The 17,770-nt window shown below is 76.5% G+C and carries 14 protein-coding genes and 1 tRNA gene; 9 read left to right on the top strand and 6 right to left on the bottom strand.

What is annotated here, in order from left to right:
- Positions 1-14: 14 nt before the first annotated feature.
- From KIN34_RS03360 to KIN34_RS03335, 6 genes are all read left to right on the top strand, one after another.
- The gene (locus KIN34_RS03360) at positions 15-464 is read left to right on the top strand and encodes a roadblock/LC7 domain-containing protein (RefSeq protein ID WP_214346660.1); all 450 of its coding nucleotides are present in this window, start codon (positions 15-17) and stop codon (positions 462-464) included.
- Positions 465-478: 14 nt separating this feature from the next.
- The gene (locus KIN34_RS03355) at positions 479-856 is read left to right on the top strand and encodes a DUF742 domain-containing protein (RefSeq protein WP_214346657.1); all 378 of its coding nucleotides are present in this window, start codon (positions 479-481) and stop codon (positions 854-856) included.
- Positions 837-1,448 (top strand): GTP-binding protein, encoded by a 612-nt coding sequence (locus tag KIN34_RS03350; RefSeq protein WP_214346652.1) that lies wholly within the window; start codon positions 837-839, stop codon positions 1,446-1,448. The genes KIN34_RS03355 and KIN34_RS03350 overlap by 20 nt, the downstream gene beginning before the upstream one ends.
- Before the next feature lie 111 nt (positions 1,449-1,559).
- Positions 1,560-2,024, top strand: coding sequence for a hypothetical protein (locus tag KIN34_RS03345; protein ID WP_307858065.1), 465 nt, complete (start codon positions 1,560-1,562; stop codon positions 2,022-2,024).
- A gap of 50 nt (positions 2,025-2,074) precedes the next feature.
- Positions 2,075-3,454, top strand: a complete 1,380-nt coding sequence (locus tag KIN34_RS03340) for a DUF2252 domain-containing protein (RefSeq protein WP_214346648.1) — start codon at positions 2,075-2,077, stop codon at positions 3,452-3,454.
- 60 nt (positions 3,455-3,514) lie between these two features.
- Positions 3,515-3,605 (top strand) — tRNA-Ser (locus tag KIN34_RS03335).
- An 8-nt stretch (positions 3,606-3,613) separates the two neighbouring features.
- On the opposite strand, the gene KIN34_RS03330 is transcribed toward KIN34_RS03335, so the two are convergent.
- From KIN34_RS03330 to KIN34_RS03310, 5 genes are all read right to left on the bottom strand, one after another.
- On the bottom strand, positions 3,614-6,346 hold the full coding sequence (locus tag KIN34_RS03330) for a thioesterase domain-containing protein (protein WP_214346646.1): 2,733 nt from the start codon (positions 6,344-6,346) through the stop codon (positions 3,614-3,616).
- Complete coding sequence (locus KIN34_RS03325) at positions 6,343-9,576, bottom strand: hypothetical protein (protein WP_214346644.1); 3,234 nt, start codon at positions 9,574-9,576, stop codon at positions 6,343-6,345. The genes KIN34_RS03330 and KIN34_RS03325 overlap by 4 nt, the downstream gene beginning before the upstream one ends.
- Entirely contained in the window at positions 9,569-10,279 is a 711-nt protein-coding gene (locus KIN34_RS03320) for an ABC transporter ATP-binding protein (RefSeq protein WP_214346642.1), read from the bottom strand. The genes KIN34_RS03325 and KIN34_RS03320 overlap by 8 nt, the downstream gene beginning before the upstream one ends.
- A complete protein-coding gene (locus KIN34_RS03315) occupies positions 10,276-11,181 on the bottom strand; it encodes an ABC transporter ATP-binding protein (protein WP_214346632.1) in 906 nt (301 codons plus the stop codon). Before KIN34_RS03315 ends, KIN34_RS03320 begins: the two co-directional genes overlap by 4 nt.
- 91 nt (positions 11,182-11,272) lie before the next feature.
- A complete protein-coding gene (locus KIN34_RS03310; protein WP_214346629.1) occupies positions 11,273-11,614 on the bottom strand; it encodes a DUF2200 domain-containing protein in 342 nt (113 codons plus the stop codon).
- 91 nt (positions 11,615-11,705) lie between these two features.
- On the opposite strand from KIN34_RS03310, the gene KIN34_RS03305 reads away from it, so the two are divergent.
- The 3 genes from KIN34_RS03305 (at position 11,706) to KIN34_RS03295 (ending at position 15,984) form a co-directional block, all read left to right on the top strand.
- A complete protein-coding gene (locus KIN34_RS03305; protein WP_214346626.1) occupies positions 11,706-12,644 on the top strand; it encodes an LppM family (lipo)protein in 939 nt (312 codons plus the stop codon).
- Between the two features lie 108 nt (positions 12,645-12,752).
- Positions 12,753-14,228, top strand: coding sequence for an RNB domain-containing ribonuclease (locus KIN34_RS03300; protein WP_214346623.1), 1,476 nt, complete (start codon positions 12,753-12,755; stop codon positions 14,226-14,228).
- Positions 14,229-14,337: 109 nt separating this feature from the next.
- A complete protein-coding gene (locus tag KIN34_RS03295; RefSeq protein ID WP_214346621.1) occupies positions 14,338-15,984 on the top strand; it encodes an MSCRAMM family protein in 1,647 nt (548 codons plus the stop codon).
- Positions 15,985-16,104: 120 nt separating this feature from the next.
- On the opposite strand, the gene KIN34_RS03290 is transcribed toward KIN34_RS03295, so the two are convergent.
- The gene (locus KIN34_RS03290) at positions 16,105-17,652 is read right to left on the bottom strand and encodes an MFS transporter (RefSeq protein ID WP_307858064.1); all 1,548 of its coding nucleotides are present in this window, start codon (positions 17,650-17,652) and stop codon (positions 16,105-16,107) included.
- Positions 17,653-17,770 lie beyond the last annotated feature (118 nt).

The following is a 17,770-nucleotide window of genomic DNA, read 5'->3' as shown; positions in this document are numbered from 1 at the left end:
AGCAAGGAGGAAGTGTGACCGCGCTCAGCACCGAGGCAGCCAACTTCGGCTGGCTCCTGGACAATTTCGTCCGGACCGTGCCCGGCACTCGCCACACGCTTGTGGTGTCTGCCGACGGTCTTCTCATGGCGATGTCGGAGCAGCTGGACCGCACGAGCGGTGACCAGCTCGCAGCAATCGTCTCCGGCATGTCGAGCCTGACCCGCGGCGCGTCGCGGCAGCTGCGTGCGGGGGAGGTGCGTCAGGCGATCATCGAGATGGACAACTTGTTCCTCTTCCTCATGAGCGTCTCGAACGGCTCCGTCCTCGCCGTGGTCGCCGAGTCGAGCTGCGACGTCGGCCTCATCGGATACGAGATGGCCATGCTCGTGTCCCGCACCGAGGCGACGCTGACCCCGCAGCTCATCTCCGAGATGCGTGGCCAGCTCCCCGTCGACGGCGCCACCCGAGCCCCGGCCGTCTGAGGAGCACCACTCCCATGAGCGAGCACATCGAGTACGTCGCCCGGACGGTGCGGCCCTACGCCGTCACCGGCGGGCGCGTGCGCTCGGCGCGCTCCGACCTGCCTCTCGAGGCCCTGGTCGAAGCCATGCCGGACGCTGTGTCGAGCCAGGGTCTGCCGCCCGAGCGGCGCGCGATCCTGCAGCACGCTGCGAGCAACTACATCTCGGTCGCCGAGCTCTCGGCACTGCTCCACCTGCCGATCGGTGTGGTCCGGATCCTGGTCTCGGACATGTCCGACCAGCAGCTCGTGCGCGTGCACACCTCTCAGCCGGTCGAGGTCAACACCGGTGAGTCCCCCGCCCTGTCCCTGAGCGTGCTGGAGAGTGTTCTCAATGGCATTTCCGCCCTCTGACGCCGCGGTGGCCGCTCCGGCCGGAACCGCCGGCGCCGTCGCCCCCACCGTCGTCAAGATCGTCGTCGCCGGCGGGTTCGCCGTCGGCAAGACGACCTTCATCGGGTCCATCTCGGACATCGAGCCCCTCAACACCGAGGCCGCGATGACCGAGCACTCCGTCGGCGTCGACGACGCCGGTGGCGTCTCGGACCGCAAGACCACCACCACGGTCGCGATGGACTTCGGCCGCATCGCGCTGCCGGGCTCGCTGTGGCTGTACCTGTTCGGCACGCCGGGCCAGGACCGCTTCCTGTTCATGTGGGACGACCTGGTCCGCGGCGCGATCGGTGCCGTGGTGCTCGTGGACACCGACCGTCTCGACCAGTGCTTCCCCGCGGTCGACTACTTCGAGAGCCGGGGCATCCCCTTCGTCGTGGGCGTCAACTGCTTCGACGGGGTGGCCAAGCACGGGCTGGAGGACGTCCGCGAGGCGCTCGCCATCCCGGCGCACGTCCCGGTGCTGTACACGGACGCGCGGTCGCGCGCGGCCACCAAGCAGGCCCTCATCGCCCTCGTGCAGCTCGCGATGGAGCGTCTGCGCAAGCGCTGAGCCCCCTCCTGACGACGGCCGGCCCGCTCCTGCGGTGCCGGCCGTCGCCGTGTCCCCGGAACGCTCGTCGGACCAGGCCCGACGCAGGCGGCGGTGGGCGAAGATAGACGCGTGCCGCACCGCCTCGTCGAGCATCCGCGCGTGTACGCGGACGGCTCTGCGCTGACGCGGTACCTCCCGGGCGCCCCGGAGGCCGCGCCGTGGGGCGAGTGGGCGGCCGCGCACGGCGGCGAGCTGCTCACCACGCCGCTGGGCCTCACGGAGCTGCGCGGCACCGCGCGGCAGCTGGGCCAGGCGGCGCAGGAGGCCGCGCACCAGGTGACGCGCCGGGTGGAGGTCGTGCGGTACTTCGACCAGGCCGTGGCCCGGGCGTCGGACGTCGCGGGGGTCGCCACGCCGTTCGTCGCGCTGCACGCGGGCGTGGCGCTCGGCCACCCGGACGTCACACGCGTGGCGACGTACGACGCCCGGCTGGCCCGGCTCGTCGCGCTGTACGGGCTCGAGGTCGTGGCGCCCGGACGCGCACCCCGGTGGTGGGAGTCTGACCCCACGCCGTGGCGCGCCGGACCCGGGTGAACCTGACCGGATCCGCGCCAGAGGGAGCGGCACGGCTCTACGGTGAGGCCGTGACGGTGCGCGACGCGTTCGAGACGTCCGACGAGCAGGCGGCCCGCGGCCGCGCCGCGCGAGCGCGGCTGCCGCGCTCCGGTCTCGCGGCCGTGCCGGCGCTGGCGGGGCCGCGCGACCCGGTCGGGGCGGTGCTCGCGCAGTCCGCGACGCGCGTGGCCGAGCTGGTGCCGCTGCGGCACGAGCGGATGGCCGCCTCGGCGTTCGCGTTCTACCGCGGCTCCGCCGGCGTCATGGCGGCCGACCTCGCCGCAGGTCAGCACAGCGGGCTCGTCGTGCAGCTGTGCGGGGACGCGCATCTGAGCAACTTCGGCGTCTTCGGCTCTCCCGAGCGACGCCTGCTCTTCGACCTCAACGACTTCGACGAGACGCTGCCCGGCCCGTTCGAGTGGGACGTCAAGCGGCTCGTGGCGAGCGTCGAGCTCGCGGGTCGCCACATCGGGGCGTCCGACGCCGTCCGCGAGCGGGCGTGCCGCGGGGCCGCGCGCGAGTACCGCCGCACGATGCGGGGGTTCGCCGACGAGCGGGCGCTCGACGTCTGGTACGCGCGCCTCGACGCGCGGGAGACGTCCACGAGCCTGGACCTCGGCCTGGACAGGACCGCCCAGCGCGCCTGGAGACGGCTCACCGGGAAGGCCGCGTCGCGCGAGCACGGTCACGCGGTGGCCCGGCTGACGGCGCTGCGCGAGGACGGGACCCGGCGCTTCGTCTCCGACCCGCCGCTCGTCGTCCCGCTCGACGACGTGATGCCGCCGCCCGAGGCCGTGCGGTTCCGGGCGGGCATGGCCCAGCTGGTCCTGCACTGGCGCGAGAGCCTGGCCCCGGACCGCCGTCACCTCGCCGCGCAGTACCGCGTGGTGGACCTCGCGCGGAAGGTCGTCGGCGTCGGGAGCGTGGGGACGCGGGCGTGGGTGCTGCTGCTCGAGGGCCGCACGCCCGACGACCTCGTCGTGCTGCAGGCGAAGGAGGCGCAGGCCTCGGTGCTCGAGGCGCACGTCGGCGCGAGCGGGTACCGCCACCACGGCCGGCGCGTGGTCGAGGGGCAGCGGCTGATGCAGGCCGCGAGCGACATCTTCCTCGGGTGGCAGACCGTCGCGGGCCTGGACGGCGTCGAGCGCGACTACTACGTGCGCCAGCTCCGCGACTGGAAGGGCTCCGTCCCCGTCGAGGCTCTGCGCGCGGAGGCGCTCGGACCGTACGCGCGGGCGTGCGCGTGGACGCTCGCGCGCGCCCACGCCCGCTCGGGGGACCGGGCGGCGATCGCGGCGTACCTGGGGGCGTCGGCCCGGGCAGACGAGGCGTTCGCGGAGTTCGCGCGGACCTACGCCGACCAGGTCGCGCTGGACCACGCAGCGTTCGCGGCGGCCGTCGGACCGTGAGGACGGCCGGGCGAGGCGCTGTGGGAGACTCGTCGCGCCGCCGGTCCGTCGACCGGACGGGGAGGGCTGGCTGAGCGGCCGAAAGCGACGGTCTTGAAAACCGTTAGGGCGGGACCTCCCGTCCTCAAGGGTTCGAATCCCTTGCCCTCCGCGCGTCGCTCATCCCGAGCGCATCACCTCGCTGAGCCGCTCGTTGCCCGCCCGCGGGCGTTCGACGGCCACGACGCCTGCGACGGCGCCCGCCAGCCCGAGCACCGAGGCGAGCACCCACCAGGGCAGCACGAGGGCCGGCGCCACGGCCTGGTGGGTGAGGCTCTGCAGCCCGAGCGGCACGACGACGGCGGCGCTCAGGGCGATCCCGGTCCCGATCCCCGCGAGCGCCGGCACCAGCACGGGCCCGACCAGCTCGGCGAGCACGACGCGCGCGCCGACCCGGCGCGGCAGGCCCAGCACGCGCAGCTGGACCAGCGCGCGTCGCCGGGCGGGCGCCCCGGCCGCGGCGGCCAGCACGACGACGAGCACGCCGAGCACGGCGAGCACGGCCGCGGCGGCGCGCAGCACGTGGGAGAACGTGGCGGCGGTCGGTGCCACGCGGACGTCCGCGAGCCAGGCGGTCCGGACCGTCGCGGTGACGCCGTCCGGGAGGTCGGTGACGGCCTGGGCGGCACCGGGACCGGTCAGCCACGCGTCGGTCGCGGCGACCGGTCGCCCCAGGGCGGCGGCGAGCGCGGCGCGGTCCACCACGACGGTCACGGGCGCAGCCTCGTCGCCGAGGGGCAGGGCGGGGGCCGCGCCGACGACGTCGAGCGGCACGCTGTCGCCCTGCCAGGCCACGTGCAGGCCGGTCGCGTCCGCGGGGACGCCGGCGACGAGCGCGGGAACGGCGGTGGCGCCGTCGGCGCCCGCGCCGGGGGCCGCCGCCAGCACCGCCAGGCCGGGGGCGTCCCCGACCGGGGACCGCGCGAGCAGGCGCGCCTCGGCGTCCGCGTCGATCGCGACGAGCCGCGCGGTCTCGTCGACCCCGCCGCCGAGGACCTGGGTGCCGTCGACCACGCGCGCGGCGGCCGCCGTCACGCCGGGCTCCGCCGCGAGGTCGTCGAGCAGGTCCTCGGGGAGCCCGGGGTCGGGCGCGGCGTCGAGGCGCACGTCGCCGCCGACCGCGGTCCACGATCCCGCCTCCTGGCCGGCGCGCACGGTGGTCTGCAGCGACAGGACCACCGTGAGCAGCGCCGTCGCGAGGACGAGCGCGAGGACCGGCACCACCGCGACGGGCGTGCGCGCGGCGGCGACGAGCGGCACCGGTCCGCGCATCCGCGCGGCGGCCGCGCGCCACCACCGGGCGAGCGGCGGCAGCAGCCGGAGCAGCAGGACCGCGACCGCGGCGGCGACGAGCGCGGGTGCCAGGACCACGACGAGGTCGGCGCCGAGGTCGTCCGCCGCGGAGGCGGCGCCGCGGCCGCGCAGCGTGGCGAGCGCACCCGCCGCGAGCAGCACGACCGTGACCTCGGCCAGCGGTCGGCGCAGCGCGGTGCCGGGGCGCGCACCGCGGGCCGGCGGCGGTGCGTCGGTGTGCGCGGCCGTGCGCGCCGTGAGCACGGGCGGGACGAGCGCGGCGAGCACGAGCGGCGGGAGGACCCAGGCCCACGGCACGGGTCCCGGCACCACGAGCGCCGCGAGGACGAGGCCCACGCCGCCGCCCAGCACCAGCAGGACGAGCGCCTCGGCCGCCGCGGCCCGCGCGAGCGCCGGGAGCGTCGCGCCGAGGGCGCGCTGGTGGGCGAGCACGGTCGCCCGACGGCGGACGAGCAGCGACGACGAGAGCACGAGCACCAGCAGCGCGGTCGCCACGACGCCGGACGCGACGACCGCCGACTGCGCGGTGGTCGCGGCCGTCCGGTCCCGCGCCTCGTCGAGGAGCCGGTCGAGGCGGGTGGAGACCGCGGGGGGCGGGCCGGGCAGGCCGAGCGTGCTCGGCGACGCGACCAGGGCACGCACCGCCCGCGCGACCTCGTCCGACGAGGCCGCGTCGAGCGCCGCGGGCACGACGTCGAGGGTGTAGGAGGTCGTGGTGCGGTCCGCGGGCACGGCCGCGCGTGCGGCCGGGACCGACAGCGCGCTGGTCAGGGCGGTGACCCCGATGCGAGCGGCGCGCCCGCCGAGCACCTGGGGCTCGACCGCGGTCGGTGCCGGGCGCCAGACCGGGTCGCTGGGGTCGACCGCGCGGAACACGCCGACCACGCGGACGTCGAGCGGGCCGCCGTCGAGGTCCTCGACCTCGAGCGTGTCGCCGACCTGCACACCCAGCGCGTCAGCGACCTCCGCGGACAGGCCGACCTCGATGGGGACGGGTCCGGGCGCGGAGGGGTCCGGGGGCTCGAGCGCGGTCGACGGCGCCGCACCGGACTCCCACGTCACCGCGCCGGCCTCCGGGTCGGTGACGTCGCCCGGCCCGGACCGCCCGGTCGTCGCGAGGTAGGCGAACCGCAGGAGGACCGGCGTGCTCGCCGCGGCGCCCTGACGGAGCACGGTGCCCGCCCGGAGCTCCGGTCCGACGAGCGCGGCGACCGGCGGGGCGACCACGTCACCGACCGCGTCCGGCAGGTTGGTCGCGAGCAGCCGCGCGGTCCCGGTCAGCGCATCCGCGGTGCCCAGGTCGGGTCCCTGCACCGAGTCCCCGTCCTCGCGGGTGGTGACGACGAGCGCGCTGCCCTCCGCGCCCACGGCCGCGCGCACCTCGTCGGTCGCTGCGCGGTCCAGGAGCCGCGGTGCCGCCGCGGCGAGGAAGGTCACGAGCGCGAGCACCACCACCGCCGTCGCGAGCAGCCCGCGTGCCGCCCAGGCCTGCCGGGCGACGTGCCCGACCGGCACGCCACCGGCTCGTCGCCCGGTCATCCGGCGTCTCCCGTCCGCAGGCTCGACGCCGTCGACCGGCGCGCGAGCGCGCGAGCGGGCGGCAGACCGACGAGCACGCAGCCGACGACGAGCACGGCGAGCACCGCGGCCTCGGCGCCCCCGGGCCACACGGCGACGGCGGGCGGCACGGGCGCGCCGCCGTCCCGCGCGACGACGAGCGCGGGGCCGAGCGCGAGGGCGAGCACGGCACCGGCGAGGACGCCGAGACCCAGCGCGAGCACGGTCACCAGCACGTGCCGGGCGGTGGCGGTCGCGGTCAGCATGCGGCGCGGCACCCCGAGGGCCCGGAGCCGCGCGGCCTCGAGCGTCCGCTCGTGCGCGACCCCGAGCTCGCGCGCGCCCGCACCCGCCAGGGCGAGCACCACGGCGGCGACCACCAGGAGCCCGAGGGCCACGGGCGCCGCGGCGTGCAGCGGCCCCGTTGCGAGGTCACGGCCCAGTGCGGTGCGTGACGTCCCGCCGGTCGCGGCGGCGACCTCGTCGGGGTGCGCGGTCGCGATCCACCACTCGTCGTCGACGGTCCCGAGCTCGCCGCGCTCGATCAGGGCGCGCGACACGGCGTCGACGTCGGCGAGGACGGCCGCCTCGTCGCCCGCGGCGGGGACGTACGGGGCGATGCCGTCGACCACCGCGGGCAGCACGGTCCCCCCGACGCCGAGGTCGAGGGTGTCGCCCGGCGCCAGCCCCAGCGCGTCGGCCAGCGGTGCCGCGGCCAGCACGGGCACCCGGGCGGTGGGTGGGAACCCCGCGACGACGACGTCCACGGTCGAGAACCCGAGGGAGAACACGGAGACCGCCGCGGTGAACCCGATCGCGTCCGCGGCGGTCGTGGCGACCGCCTGACCCGTGAGCGCATCCGCGTCGCCGAACGCGGTCCACGTCCCCGCCGACGGCTGCGCGCCCGGGACGCGCACCGCGACCTCGAGCCGCGCCTCGGCCGCCTCCGGCAGGTCCGTGCCGCCCTCGACGACGACGTGGGCACCGATGACGCGCCAGGTGGCGTCGGCGGGAGCGACGACCGTGCCGCGGTGCGGCCGGCCGTCGAGCACGACGTCCGGTCCGGGCACGACGACGCGCTCGCCGTGCTCGCCCTCGAGCACCAGGCTCACGCTCGCGGGTGCCGTCCCGTCCGCGTCGGCGAACCCGCCCGTCACCTCGACCGGCACGCGGTCCCCGTGGACGACGAGCGCGGCGACCGGCTCGTCGGGCGGTAGCCCGGCGGTCAACCCGGCCCAGCCGGCGCCGTCGTCGAGCCGTCCTCGGACGAGCGTGCCCGCCTGGCGCGTGTCGATCGCGACGAGCCTGCCGCCGCCGGCGCGCGAGCCGAGCGTGACGGAGCGGTTGGCCGCCGCCGCGACGACGAGGGCCACGTCGTCGGGCACGGCGGACGTCGCGGACCCGGCGAGGCGCTCGCCCTGACCGGGCGACCCGTCGGCCGCGACCCGCACGTCCGCCCCGACCGCCGCGTCCGCCTGGTCGTGCTGGGACGTGACCCAGGTGGCCTGGAAGGACACCGCGAACGTCGCGGACGACGCCGCGAGCGCGGCCAGGAACACGCCCGCCGCGGTCCGTCCACGGGCCACCTGCCAGCCCGCCAGCGGGACCGCCAGGCCGCGTCCGCGGCGTGCGGCGACCTCCGCGACGCGCGCGACGGGACCGACGGCGCGCAGCGTCAGCGCGGCGGCCGCGACCAGGCACAGCGCCGGCGCGAGGACGAGCACCGGGTCCGGGGCGTCCAGCGAGAGCCGGTGCGCGCGCAGCTGCTGGTAGCCCAGCACGGCGAGCGCGACGAGCAGGACGTCCGCACCGGAGCGCGCGACCGTCCCCGCCGCGGCGTGCCGCCGCGGCCGCCCGCCGCCCGCGCCACGCACCGCGAGCACCACGCCGACCGTCGCGAGCGCGAGCGTGCACGCCGCCACGCACCCGACGAGCAGCCCCCAGGCAGCGGCGTCGAGCCGCAGCGGCGACGCGAGCTCCCACGCGTCGGCCGCGGGACCGACGCGCGTCAGCAGCGCGTAGCCGGCCGCGGCGAGCGGCACCGCGAGGACCGTGGCCGCGAGCGACAGGACGAGCCCCTCGACGCCGGCCGCGGCGGCGAGCTGGCGGCGGCTCGCACCGCGGTCGACCAGCAGCGCGGTGTCGGCGCTGCGGCGCGCGGCGAGCAGTCGCGCGAGCAGCGCGAGGGCCGCCCCCGTGAGCGTCACGACGAGCAGGAGCGCGGTGAGCACCGTCGACGTGGTGAGCGTGAGCCGGCCGCGCCCGTCGTCGACCAGACGCGGGAGGGCGGCGTCGACGGTCGCGTACGCGACGTCGTCGCCCAGCGCCGTGCCGACGGCGTCGTCGAGCAGCGTCAGGCGCCTCGCGACGGGGCCGAGGGCGCGCGGGTGGCCCGTGAGCTCGGCGTCGGCCTCGACGCTGAGCCTGCCGACGGGGGCGTCCTCGGCCAGCAGCGCGCCCGTGGGCACGACGAACGGGCCGGTCAGCGCGAGCGCGCCGCCGGTGTCCGTCCCCGCGCCGCGCAGCCGGTCGCGGCGCCAGCTCGATGACGCGTCGGGCTCGAGGACGCCGACGACGACGAGCGCGGTCCCCCCAGTTCCGCCCGTGCCCGCTCCGCTCGGTGTGCCCGGCGTCGCACCGAGCGTGAGGGCGTCGCCCACCGTGAGGCCGAGGAGCTCGGCGGTGGCACGCGGCACGGCGACCTCGAGCGGCGCTGCGGCGGTGCCGGTCCCGGCCGCGGGCCAGCGTCCCTGCACGAGCGTGGCGTGCTCGGTGAGCGTGTCCGCGTCGAGCAGGTAGCCGCGCCGGACCGCGTCGCCCGGGAGGCGGGCGGGCGGCGTGGAGACCCACACCGAGAGCGTCGCGTCGAGGGGGGCGAGCGCGTCGAGGAGCAGCGGCCGCAGCTCGTCGACCGTGGTCCGCGCGCCGGGTGGGACGGCGTCGGAGGCGTCCCGGGTGTCCGTGGTGCCGGCCGTGACCGTGACGAGGTCCGCCCGTCCCGTGCCCTGCTCAGCGGGTGCCGCGGCGGACCGTTCCGCGGCTGCCGCCGCCGAGTCGACGGCGGTCCACAGCCCCGGACCCACCAGGAGCGCCCCCGTGCCCACGAGCGCGGAGCCCAGCACCGTGACGAGCAGGACCGCGCCGAGCAGGGCGCGCTGCGCGGCCGCGCGTCGCCAGGCCGGACCGTGCGAGGGGCGGCGCCGGTCAGGCATCGACGAGCCGGCCGTCGACGATCCGCAGCACGCGGTCGGCGAGGGCGATCATCACGGGGTCGTGCGTCGCGACGAGGGCCGTCATCCCCTCGGCCTCCACCACGCCGCGGATGAGCGCCATGACGGCCAGGCCGGTGTCGGTGTCGAGCTGGCCGGTGGGCTCGTCGGCCACGAGCAGGCGGGGCGAGGTGGCCAGGGCCCGCGCGATGGCGACGCGCTGCATCTGGCCGCCCGACATCTCGTCGGGCCGCTGCTCGGTGTGGTCGCCGAGACCGACGAGGTCGAGCAGCAGGCGCGCTCGTCGTTCCCGGTCGGCCACGGGGAGGTGCCGCAGGCGCAGCGGAAGCCCCACGTTCTCGACCGCCGTGAGGTCGGTGAGCAGACCGAAGGTCTGGAAGACGAACCCGACCGCGTCCCGCCGCAGGTCGTCGAGCCCGTCGTCGTCGAGCGCCGTGACGTCCGTCCCCGCGACCAGCACCTGGCCGGCGTCCGGTCGGTCGAGGCCGCCGACCACGTTGAGCAGCGTCGTCTTGCCGGACCCGGACCGCCCCACCAGGGCGACGAGCTCGCCCGCCGCCGCCTCGAACGACACGTCGCGCAGCGCGTGCACCGCCGTCCGTCCCGAGCCGTACGTGCGCCGCACGCCGCGGACCGCCAGCACGGGCGCGGCAGCCGTGGCTGGCGTGGCCCCGGTGGCGCTCACCCCGCCTGCCGGTCGGGCAGCAGCGACACCCGGTCGGCCTCGAGCGCGAGCCGGACGCGCCGGGTGAGGGCCAGCGCCTCGCGGTACTCGCGTGGCACCTGCACGCGTCCGGCGCGGTCCATGACCGCGTACTCCTGCGCGATCACGCGTGCCGCCCCGTCGTCGGCGACCTCGGTGCGGCGCAGCGTCTCGGTGCTCGTCCGGCCGTCCCGCACCGCGACCGTGCGCTCCACCTGGTCGCTCACGGCGGGGTCGTGCGTGACGACCACGACCGTGACGCCGGCCTCGCGCTGGGCGGCGCGCAGCGTGCCGAACACCTCCTGCGCGGTCGCGGAGTCCAGCTCGCCGGTGGGCTCGTCGGCCAGCAGGAGCCGGGGACCGTTCGCCAGCGCGACGGCGATCGCGGTGCGCTGCTGCTCGCCGCCGGACATCTGCGCCGGGAGCCGGTCGGCGCAGGACGCGACGCCCACGGCGTCCAGCAGCTCGTCGGCGCGCGCGGCCCGGGTCCGGCGCGGGTGACCGGCCAGCGCCAGCGGCTGCTCCACGTTGCCGCGCGCGGTCAGGTAGGGCACGAGGTTGCGCGCGGTCTGCTGCCGCACGAACCCGACGACCGAGCGCCGGTAGGCCAGGCGCTGCGCGCGCGTCAGGTCGGTGAGGTCCCAGCCGTCGACGCGCGCCCGGCCGGCGGTCGGCCGGTCGGCGCCCGCGAGCACCGCGAGCAGCGTGGACTTGCCGGCACCGGACGGGCCGACGACCGCGATCATCTCGCCCGCGCCCACCGTGAGGTCGAGCCCCTGCAGCGCCTGGACCTCCACCGTGCCGTGCTGGTGGATGCGCACCAGGGACTCGCACTCGACCAGGGGGCGAGCGCCTCCGTCGGCGTCCTGCGTCGTCGCGGGCACCGTTCTCCCTCCGGGCCGACGGGGGAGCGGCCGCACCGGCACACGATACGCGCGGTGCACGCCCGTCCGGCTCCGCCGGCGCGCTCCCGCGTCAGGCGCGCAGCACCTTCGCCAGGGGTCTGCCCTTGGCCAGCTCGTCGACCAGCTTGTCGAGGTAGCGGATCTGCTGCATGAGCGGGTCCTCGATCTCCTCGACGCGCACGCCGCACACCGTCCCCGTGATGAGCGAGACGCCCGGGTTGAGCCGGGCGGCGGCGAAGAAGTCCGCGAACGTCGTCCCCGCCTCGAGATGGCCGCGCAGCTCGGCGTCGTCGAAGCCGGTCAGCCAGCGGACGACCTCGTCGACCTCCGCCGCGGTGCGGCCCTTGCGTTCCACCTTGGCGACGTACAGGGGGTACACGGAGGCGACGCTCGTCGTGAAGATCCGGTGCACCGCTGCAGCGTAGCCCCGGGTCCCGGCGCCTAGCAGACCGACCTGTGGATCGCGCTGGGCCCCAGGGACGACGTCCGACAGGATGGGCGCCATGATGACGACGAAGCGACGGCCGGCACGCCCGCTCGCGCTCCTCGGGACGGTCGCGGCGCTGCTGCTCGTCCTGTCGGGGTGCATGAAGGTCGACCTGCAGGCGACGTTCACGACGGACGACACCGTCGACGGGACGATGCTCGTCGCGATCGACAAGCAGCTCCTCGAGACGACGGGCGGGTCGGTCGACGACGTGCTCGGCAGCGACGAGGACCTGTTCGACAACGGCAAGACCACCTCCGAGCCCTACGAGGAGGGGGACTACGTCGGGCGCACCTACACGTTCGCGGACGTGCCGCTCGACGAGTTCGGCGGCGACGAGGAGATGCAGATCTCCCACGCCGACGGGAAGTTCACCGTCGACGGCGAGCTCGACCTGTCGAGCAGCCAGCTGGGCGAGAGCGCCACGGGCGGCGAGGTCACGATCACCTTCACGTTCCCCGGCGACGTCGAGGAGGCCAACGGCGCGATCGACGGCAACTCCGTGACCTGGGCGGGCGAGGCCGGCGACGTCCTCGAGATCAACGCCGTCGCGAGCGACTCCGGCAACGGCTTCCCGATCCTCACGCTGGTCTGGCTGCTCGCCGGCCTGGTGCTCCTGGCGCTCGTCGTGGTCATCACCGTGGTGCTGCTGCGCCGCCGCTCGTCGCGGCGCGAGGGCCTCGAGCCGCACCCGGCGTACGACGCCGTCCCGGCCGCCGGGGACGCGGCCTACGGCGCGGCCCCGCCCGCCGCCGCCCCTGTCGGCTCGATGCCGCCCGCGGGCGCGGTCCCGCCGGTCGCGCCGCCTCCGGTCGTCGCCGTCCCGCCCGCTCCGCCCGCGGACGTCCCGTCCCCGCCGCAGGCCGCGGCCCCGTCCGACGAGCCGGCGCCCGCCGGGCCGACGGACCCTGCCGAGCCCACGGACCCGACGGACCCGCAGCGCCCGCAGGGCTGACCGAGGGCGCCTCGACGGCCCCGAGCGGGGCGCCGCGCCGACCGTGCGCTGCGCCCCGCGTGCGCCGTCCGACCTGTGGCGGGACGTCGCTCGCCCTACGCTCGGCTGGTGCCCCGCCGACACCTGCGCCTCCCCCCGCTCGCGGAGCCGGACCGCAGCCGCGACGTCGACGCCGCGGTCCGACGCGGCCTCGCCGCGCTCCGCGCCGAGCTGGACGTCCCCGCGGCCTTCCCGGCGGCGGTGACCGCCGAGGCGCGGGCCCGCGCCGCTGCGGGCCCCGCCGGCGACGTCGAGCGCGCCGACCTGCGCGACCTCCCGCTGCTGACCATCGACCCGCCCGGCTCGATGGACCTCGACCAGGCGCTGCACCTCGAGCGCCGCGGCTCGGGCTACCGCGTGCACTACGCGATCGCCGACGTCGCCGCGTGGGTGCTGCCGGGCGGGGCGATCGACACCGAGGCCCGGGCCCGCGTGACGACGCTGTACGCGCCGGACGGCCGCACGCCGCTGCACCCGCCGGAGCTCAGCGAGGGCGCGGCGAGCCTGCTGCCCGGTCAGGCGGCGCCCGCCGCGCTGTGGGAGATCGACCTGGACGAGGCGGGCACGCCGCAGTCGGTCCGCGTGGGGCGCGCGACCGTCCGCAGCACCGCGCGGCTCACGTACGACGAGGCCCAGCGGGCGATCGTCGACCGCACGGGACCCGGAGCGGGCGACGGCGCGCTGGCGCTGCTCCGCGAGGTCGGTGATCTCCGCGTGGCCGCCGAGCGGGCACGCGGCGGCATCACGCTGCCCACCCCGGAGCAGGAGGTCGAGCCGGTCCCGGGCGGTGGCTGGCGGCTGACGAGCCGGCGGACGCTGCCCGTCGAGGAGTGGAACGCGCAGATCTCGCTGCTCACCGGGATGTGCGCGGCGGACCTGATGCTCGACGCTCGGGTCGGCGTCCTGCGGACGCTGCCGGAGGCCCAGGACGGGGACGTCGACCGGCTCCGGCGGACGGCGCTCGCGCTCGGGGTCGACTGGCCCACCGGGACGCCGCCGGGCCAGGTGCTCGCGACGCTCGACGCGGCGGACCCGCGGCACGCCGCCGTGCTGGCCGAGGCGACGACGCTGCTGCGCGGCGCGGCGTACGTCGCATTCGACGGCGCGCGTCCGGAGCACCCGGGCCACGGTGCGATCGCCGCCCCGTACGCGCACGTGACCGCGCCGCTGCGCCGCCTGGTCGACCGGTTCACGACGCAGGTCTGCCTCGCGGTCAGCGCGGGGGTGGAGCCCGACGAGCCGACCCGCGCCGCGCTCCCGGAGCTGCCCGCGCTCATGGCGGCGGGGGACCGCCGGGCGTCGGCGTACGAGCGCGGCTGCCTGGACCTGGTCGAGGCCGCGCTGCTCGCGGGCCGGGAGGGTCAGGAGCTCGAGGGCGTGGTGGTCGACGTCCGCGACGACGGCTCGTCGGGCATCCTGCAGCTCGCCGACCCCGTCGTGCGCGCGCGGGTCGCCGGCACCGACCTCGTCGCGGGCACCAGGCTGCGCGTCCGGCTCGTCGAGGCGGACGTCGCGCGACGGCTCGTGCGCTTCGAGGAGGCGTGACCCCGGCCCGGTGACCCGGACCCGGCGCCGGGTGCGTCCGGGGCGCGGCGAGGGTTCCGGTGCACCAGAACCCTCGGCACGGTCGCGCCGCGCTGCCATACTCCGTCACATGCGTGCACGGATGCTCGTCGCCCCCGTCCTTGCTCTGGCGCTCGCGGCGGGCCTCGCTGCCCCCGCCGCCGCGGCCGACCACGCCGTCTCCGGGACGGTGACCCTCGCGGGTGCCCCCGCGGGCAAGGGCGTGGTGGTCGGCTGGTATGCGCCCAGCGACGGGGGGTACGGCGAGACGACGACGACCAGTGCAGGGACCTACTCGCTCGACCTGCCGCCCGACCTCACCGGATGGGTGCTGTACGCGAACGTCGACCCGCTCGGCGGGCTGGTGCAGCGCAAGGACTTCGCCCCGGAGTTCGTCGGCGCCGGGGGCGCGAGCGAGCACGCCTGGCAGGCGGTCGAGCTGCGGGGGACGGCCACTGCTGACGTGCGGGTCGACATCGCGGTCGAGGCGCTGGGGTCCGTCGACGGACGGCTGCCGCAGCTGGCCGGCGAGCACGTCCTGATCGAGTCCCCGGGCGGCACCGGCCAGCACCGGTACACGAAGGTGCAGGAGGACGGCACCTACGCCTTCAGCCGGCTCACGCCGGGTCGGTACCGGGTGGTGACGTCGTTCCCGGCGCGGGGCTACCTGCCCTACCGGTCCGAGGTCGTCGTCGTCCGTCCTGGCGCGACGACGCACGTCACGACCCCCGCGCGGCTCGGCGGCACCCTGACCGGCAAGGTCCTGCACGGCGGCGTAGCGCAGAGCGGCGTGACGGTCACCGCGACGAAGCAGGCCTCCGTCACCACGGACGCCAAGGGCGTGTACCGCTTCACGGGGCTCCGGTCCGGGACCTACACGCTCGCGATCGCCCGGTCGAGCTCGCGCACCTCCCAGCCGCAGCGGCTGACGGCGGCGCCGTTGCGGGTGAAGGTCCAGGCGGGCGCGACGACGAGCACGAGCATCGTGACCCACAGCAAGGGCGGCGTGCGCTATCCGCACCCGCAGCGGACCGCTCTGGTCTCGCTCGCGGGCCGGCTCGTCGCGGAAGGCCCGGAGATGTGGGCCGAGCCGGGCTCGTACTGGCTGTACGTGGTCGACGGGTACCGGTGGGACCGCACCAAGGTGACGCTGACCGCGGGGCGGCTCGTCACCGCCGCCGAGCGCGCAGCCGCGCGCCCGCTCGTGCGGCTGACCGGCCGTGTCACCGGCGGTGACGCGGGTGAGACGCGCCAGGTCTACGCTTGCGTGGCGGGCTGGTGCAGCAGGCCCGCGACCGTGGGTGCAGACGGGCGCTACTCGCTGACCGGTCTGCCGGGTGGTGCCGTGGCGACGGTCAGGTCGTCGCAGCGCGGATGGAGCGACGGCGTCGTGCACCGGCGCGTCGCTGCCGGGAGCACCGTCGACGTCGCGATGGGTACGCAGTACGGACGGCTCAAGGCGGCCCTGGAGTTCCGCGGCACGCCGGTGACGGGCTGGTACTCGGTGAGCGCGAGCGACGGCAACCCGACGAGCGGGGACATCCCGGGCGGTTATCTCGAGCGCGGCTGGGTGAGGTTGCCCGCCGGGCCGGTCACGATCACGCTGGACGACACGGGCCCATTCCCCGGCCAGCTGATCTCCCCGTTCGCGTACGACCTGCCCAGCGACCTCGAGGTGGTGCTCGAGCCCGGGAAGACGACCGATCTCGGCGTCGTGGAGCTAAGCCTGCGGCGATGACCGCGGGGACGACGGCGGACGTGACCGCGGGGCCGACGGCGGACGTGACGGCGTCGACGACTCGGCGCGTGCTCCGGACGGCGCGGTGGGGACCAGGCGCCGGCCCCCACCGCGCGCGACTCAGGCGGCGACCGCGCCCTCGGTGGGCAGGTCGGACTTGCGCGCCTTGACGATCGCGACGGCGACGGCTAGCGCGATGGCCAGCAGAGCCGCGCCCGCGAAGTACGCGACGTGGTACCCGGCGACGTTGGCCGACGCGGCGACGGCCGGCGAGGCCGGGTCCGCACCGCCGGCGATGAGGTCCGCGAGCTTGTCCGCGGTCGCCGACAGGGCGAGCGTGTTGAGCAGCGCGAGGCCCAGCGAGCCGCCCACCTGCTGCGCGGTGTTCAGCACCGCGCTGGCGATCCCGGCGTCGTGCCCGCCCACGCCGATCAGCGCGGTCGAGGACACGGGGATGAACACCATCGACATGCCGATGCTCAGCACCACGAGGGCGGGGAAGACCGTGGTCCAGTAGTCGGAGCCGGGCTCGGTGCGCGTGAGCAGCAGCATCCCCGCGATCGCCATGGTCAGGCCGACGATCATCAGCGGCTTCGCGCCGACCACGGGCAGGAGCCGGGCGACGAAGCCCGCGACCAGGATCAGGCACACGGAGAACGGCAGGAACGCGAAGCCCGCCTTGAGCGGCTCGTAGCCCATGACGTACTGGAAGTAGAGCGTCATGAACAGGAACATCGAGAACAGACCGGCGCCGACCAGGAAGAAGATCAGGTAGGAGCCGCCGCGGTCGCGGTCCAGGATGATGCGGAGCGGGAGCAGCGGGTTCCGCACGACGCGCTCGACGAGCACGAAGGCGACCAGGAGGACGACGGCGACCCCGAGGAGCGTGACGACGAGCGGGTCGCTCCAGCCGACCGCCTGCGGCAGGCCGTCGGCACCCGTCGTCTGCTTGGCCGCCTCGGTGAACGCGTAGACCAGCGCCACCAGGCCGACGCTCGACAGCAGGGCGCCCAGGATGTCGAAGCGCGTGTCGCCGTGCGCACGCGACTCACGCAGCACGCGCACCCCGATCACCGCGGTGACCAGCGCGATCGGCAGGTTGATGTAGAGGCACCAGCGCCAGTCCAGGTACTCCGTGAGGGCGCCGCCCGCGAGCAGGCCGATGGCGGCACCGCCGCCCGAGATCGCGCCGAACACGCCGAACGCCTTGGCGCGCTCGTGGGACTCGGTGAACGTCACGGTGATCAGCGCGAGCGCGGCGGGCGCGAGGAGCGCCGCGAAGACGCCCTGCAGAGCGCGCGCGCCGAAGAGCATGCCCTCGTTCTGCGCTGCGCCGCCCAGGGCGGAGGCGACCGCGAACCCGATGAGCCCGATGAGCATCGCGCGCTTGCGGCCCAGGTAGTCGGCGACGCGTCCGCCGAGGAGGAGCAGACCGCCGAACGCGAGCGTGTACGCCGTCACCGCCCACTGGATGTCGTTCGCCGCGATCTCGAGCTCGGCGGCGGCCGAGGGCAGCGCGATGTTCATGATCGACGCGTCGAGCACCAGCATCAGCTGCGTGACGGCGATGACCGCGAGGATCCGCCAGCGCCGCGGGTCCGGCCCGCTCAGCTCGTCGGTCTCCGGTTCGTGGGGGTGCGGCTGCGGCACCGCGGTCGGGGTGCTCACGGGCTCGGACATCTCGGGACTCCAGTGGTGCAGGCGCGCGGGTGCGCGGAGCAGACAGGGGGAGGGCGACGGCGCCCGACGGACGCGCCAGACGGTAACGAGAGGGTCTGACACGCGC

Origin of the sequence: Cellulomonas fulva (assembly GCF_018531375.1) — a bacterium.
GTDB lineage: Bacteria > Actinomycetota > Actinomycetes > Actinomycetales > Cellulomonadaceae > Cellulomonas > Cellulomonas fulva.
The sequence above is the reverse complement of the archived record's forward strand: the minus strand, read 5'-3'. Positions and strand labels throughout refer to the sequence as shown.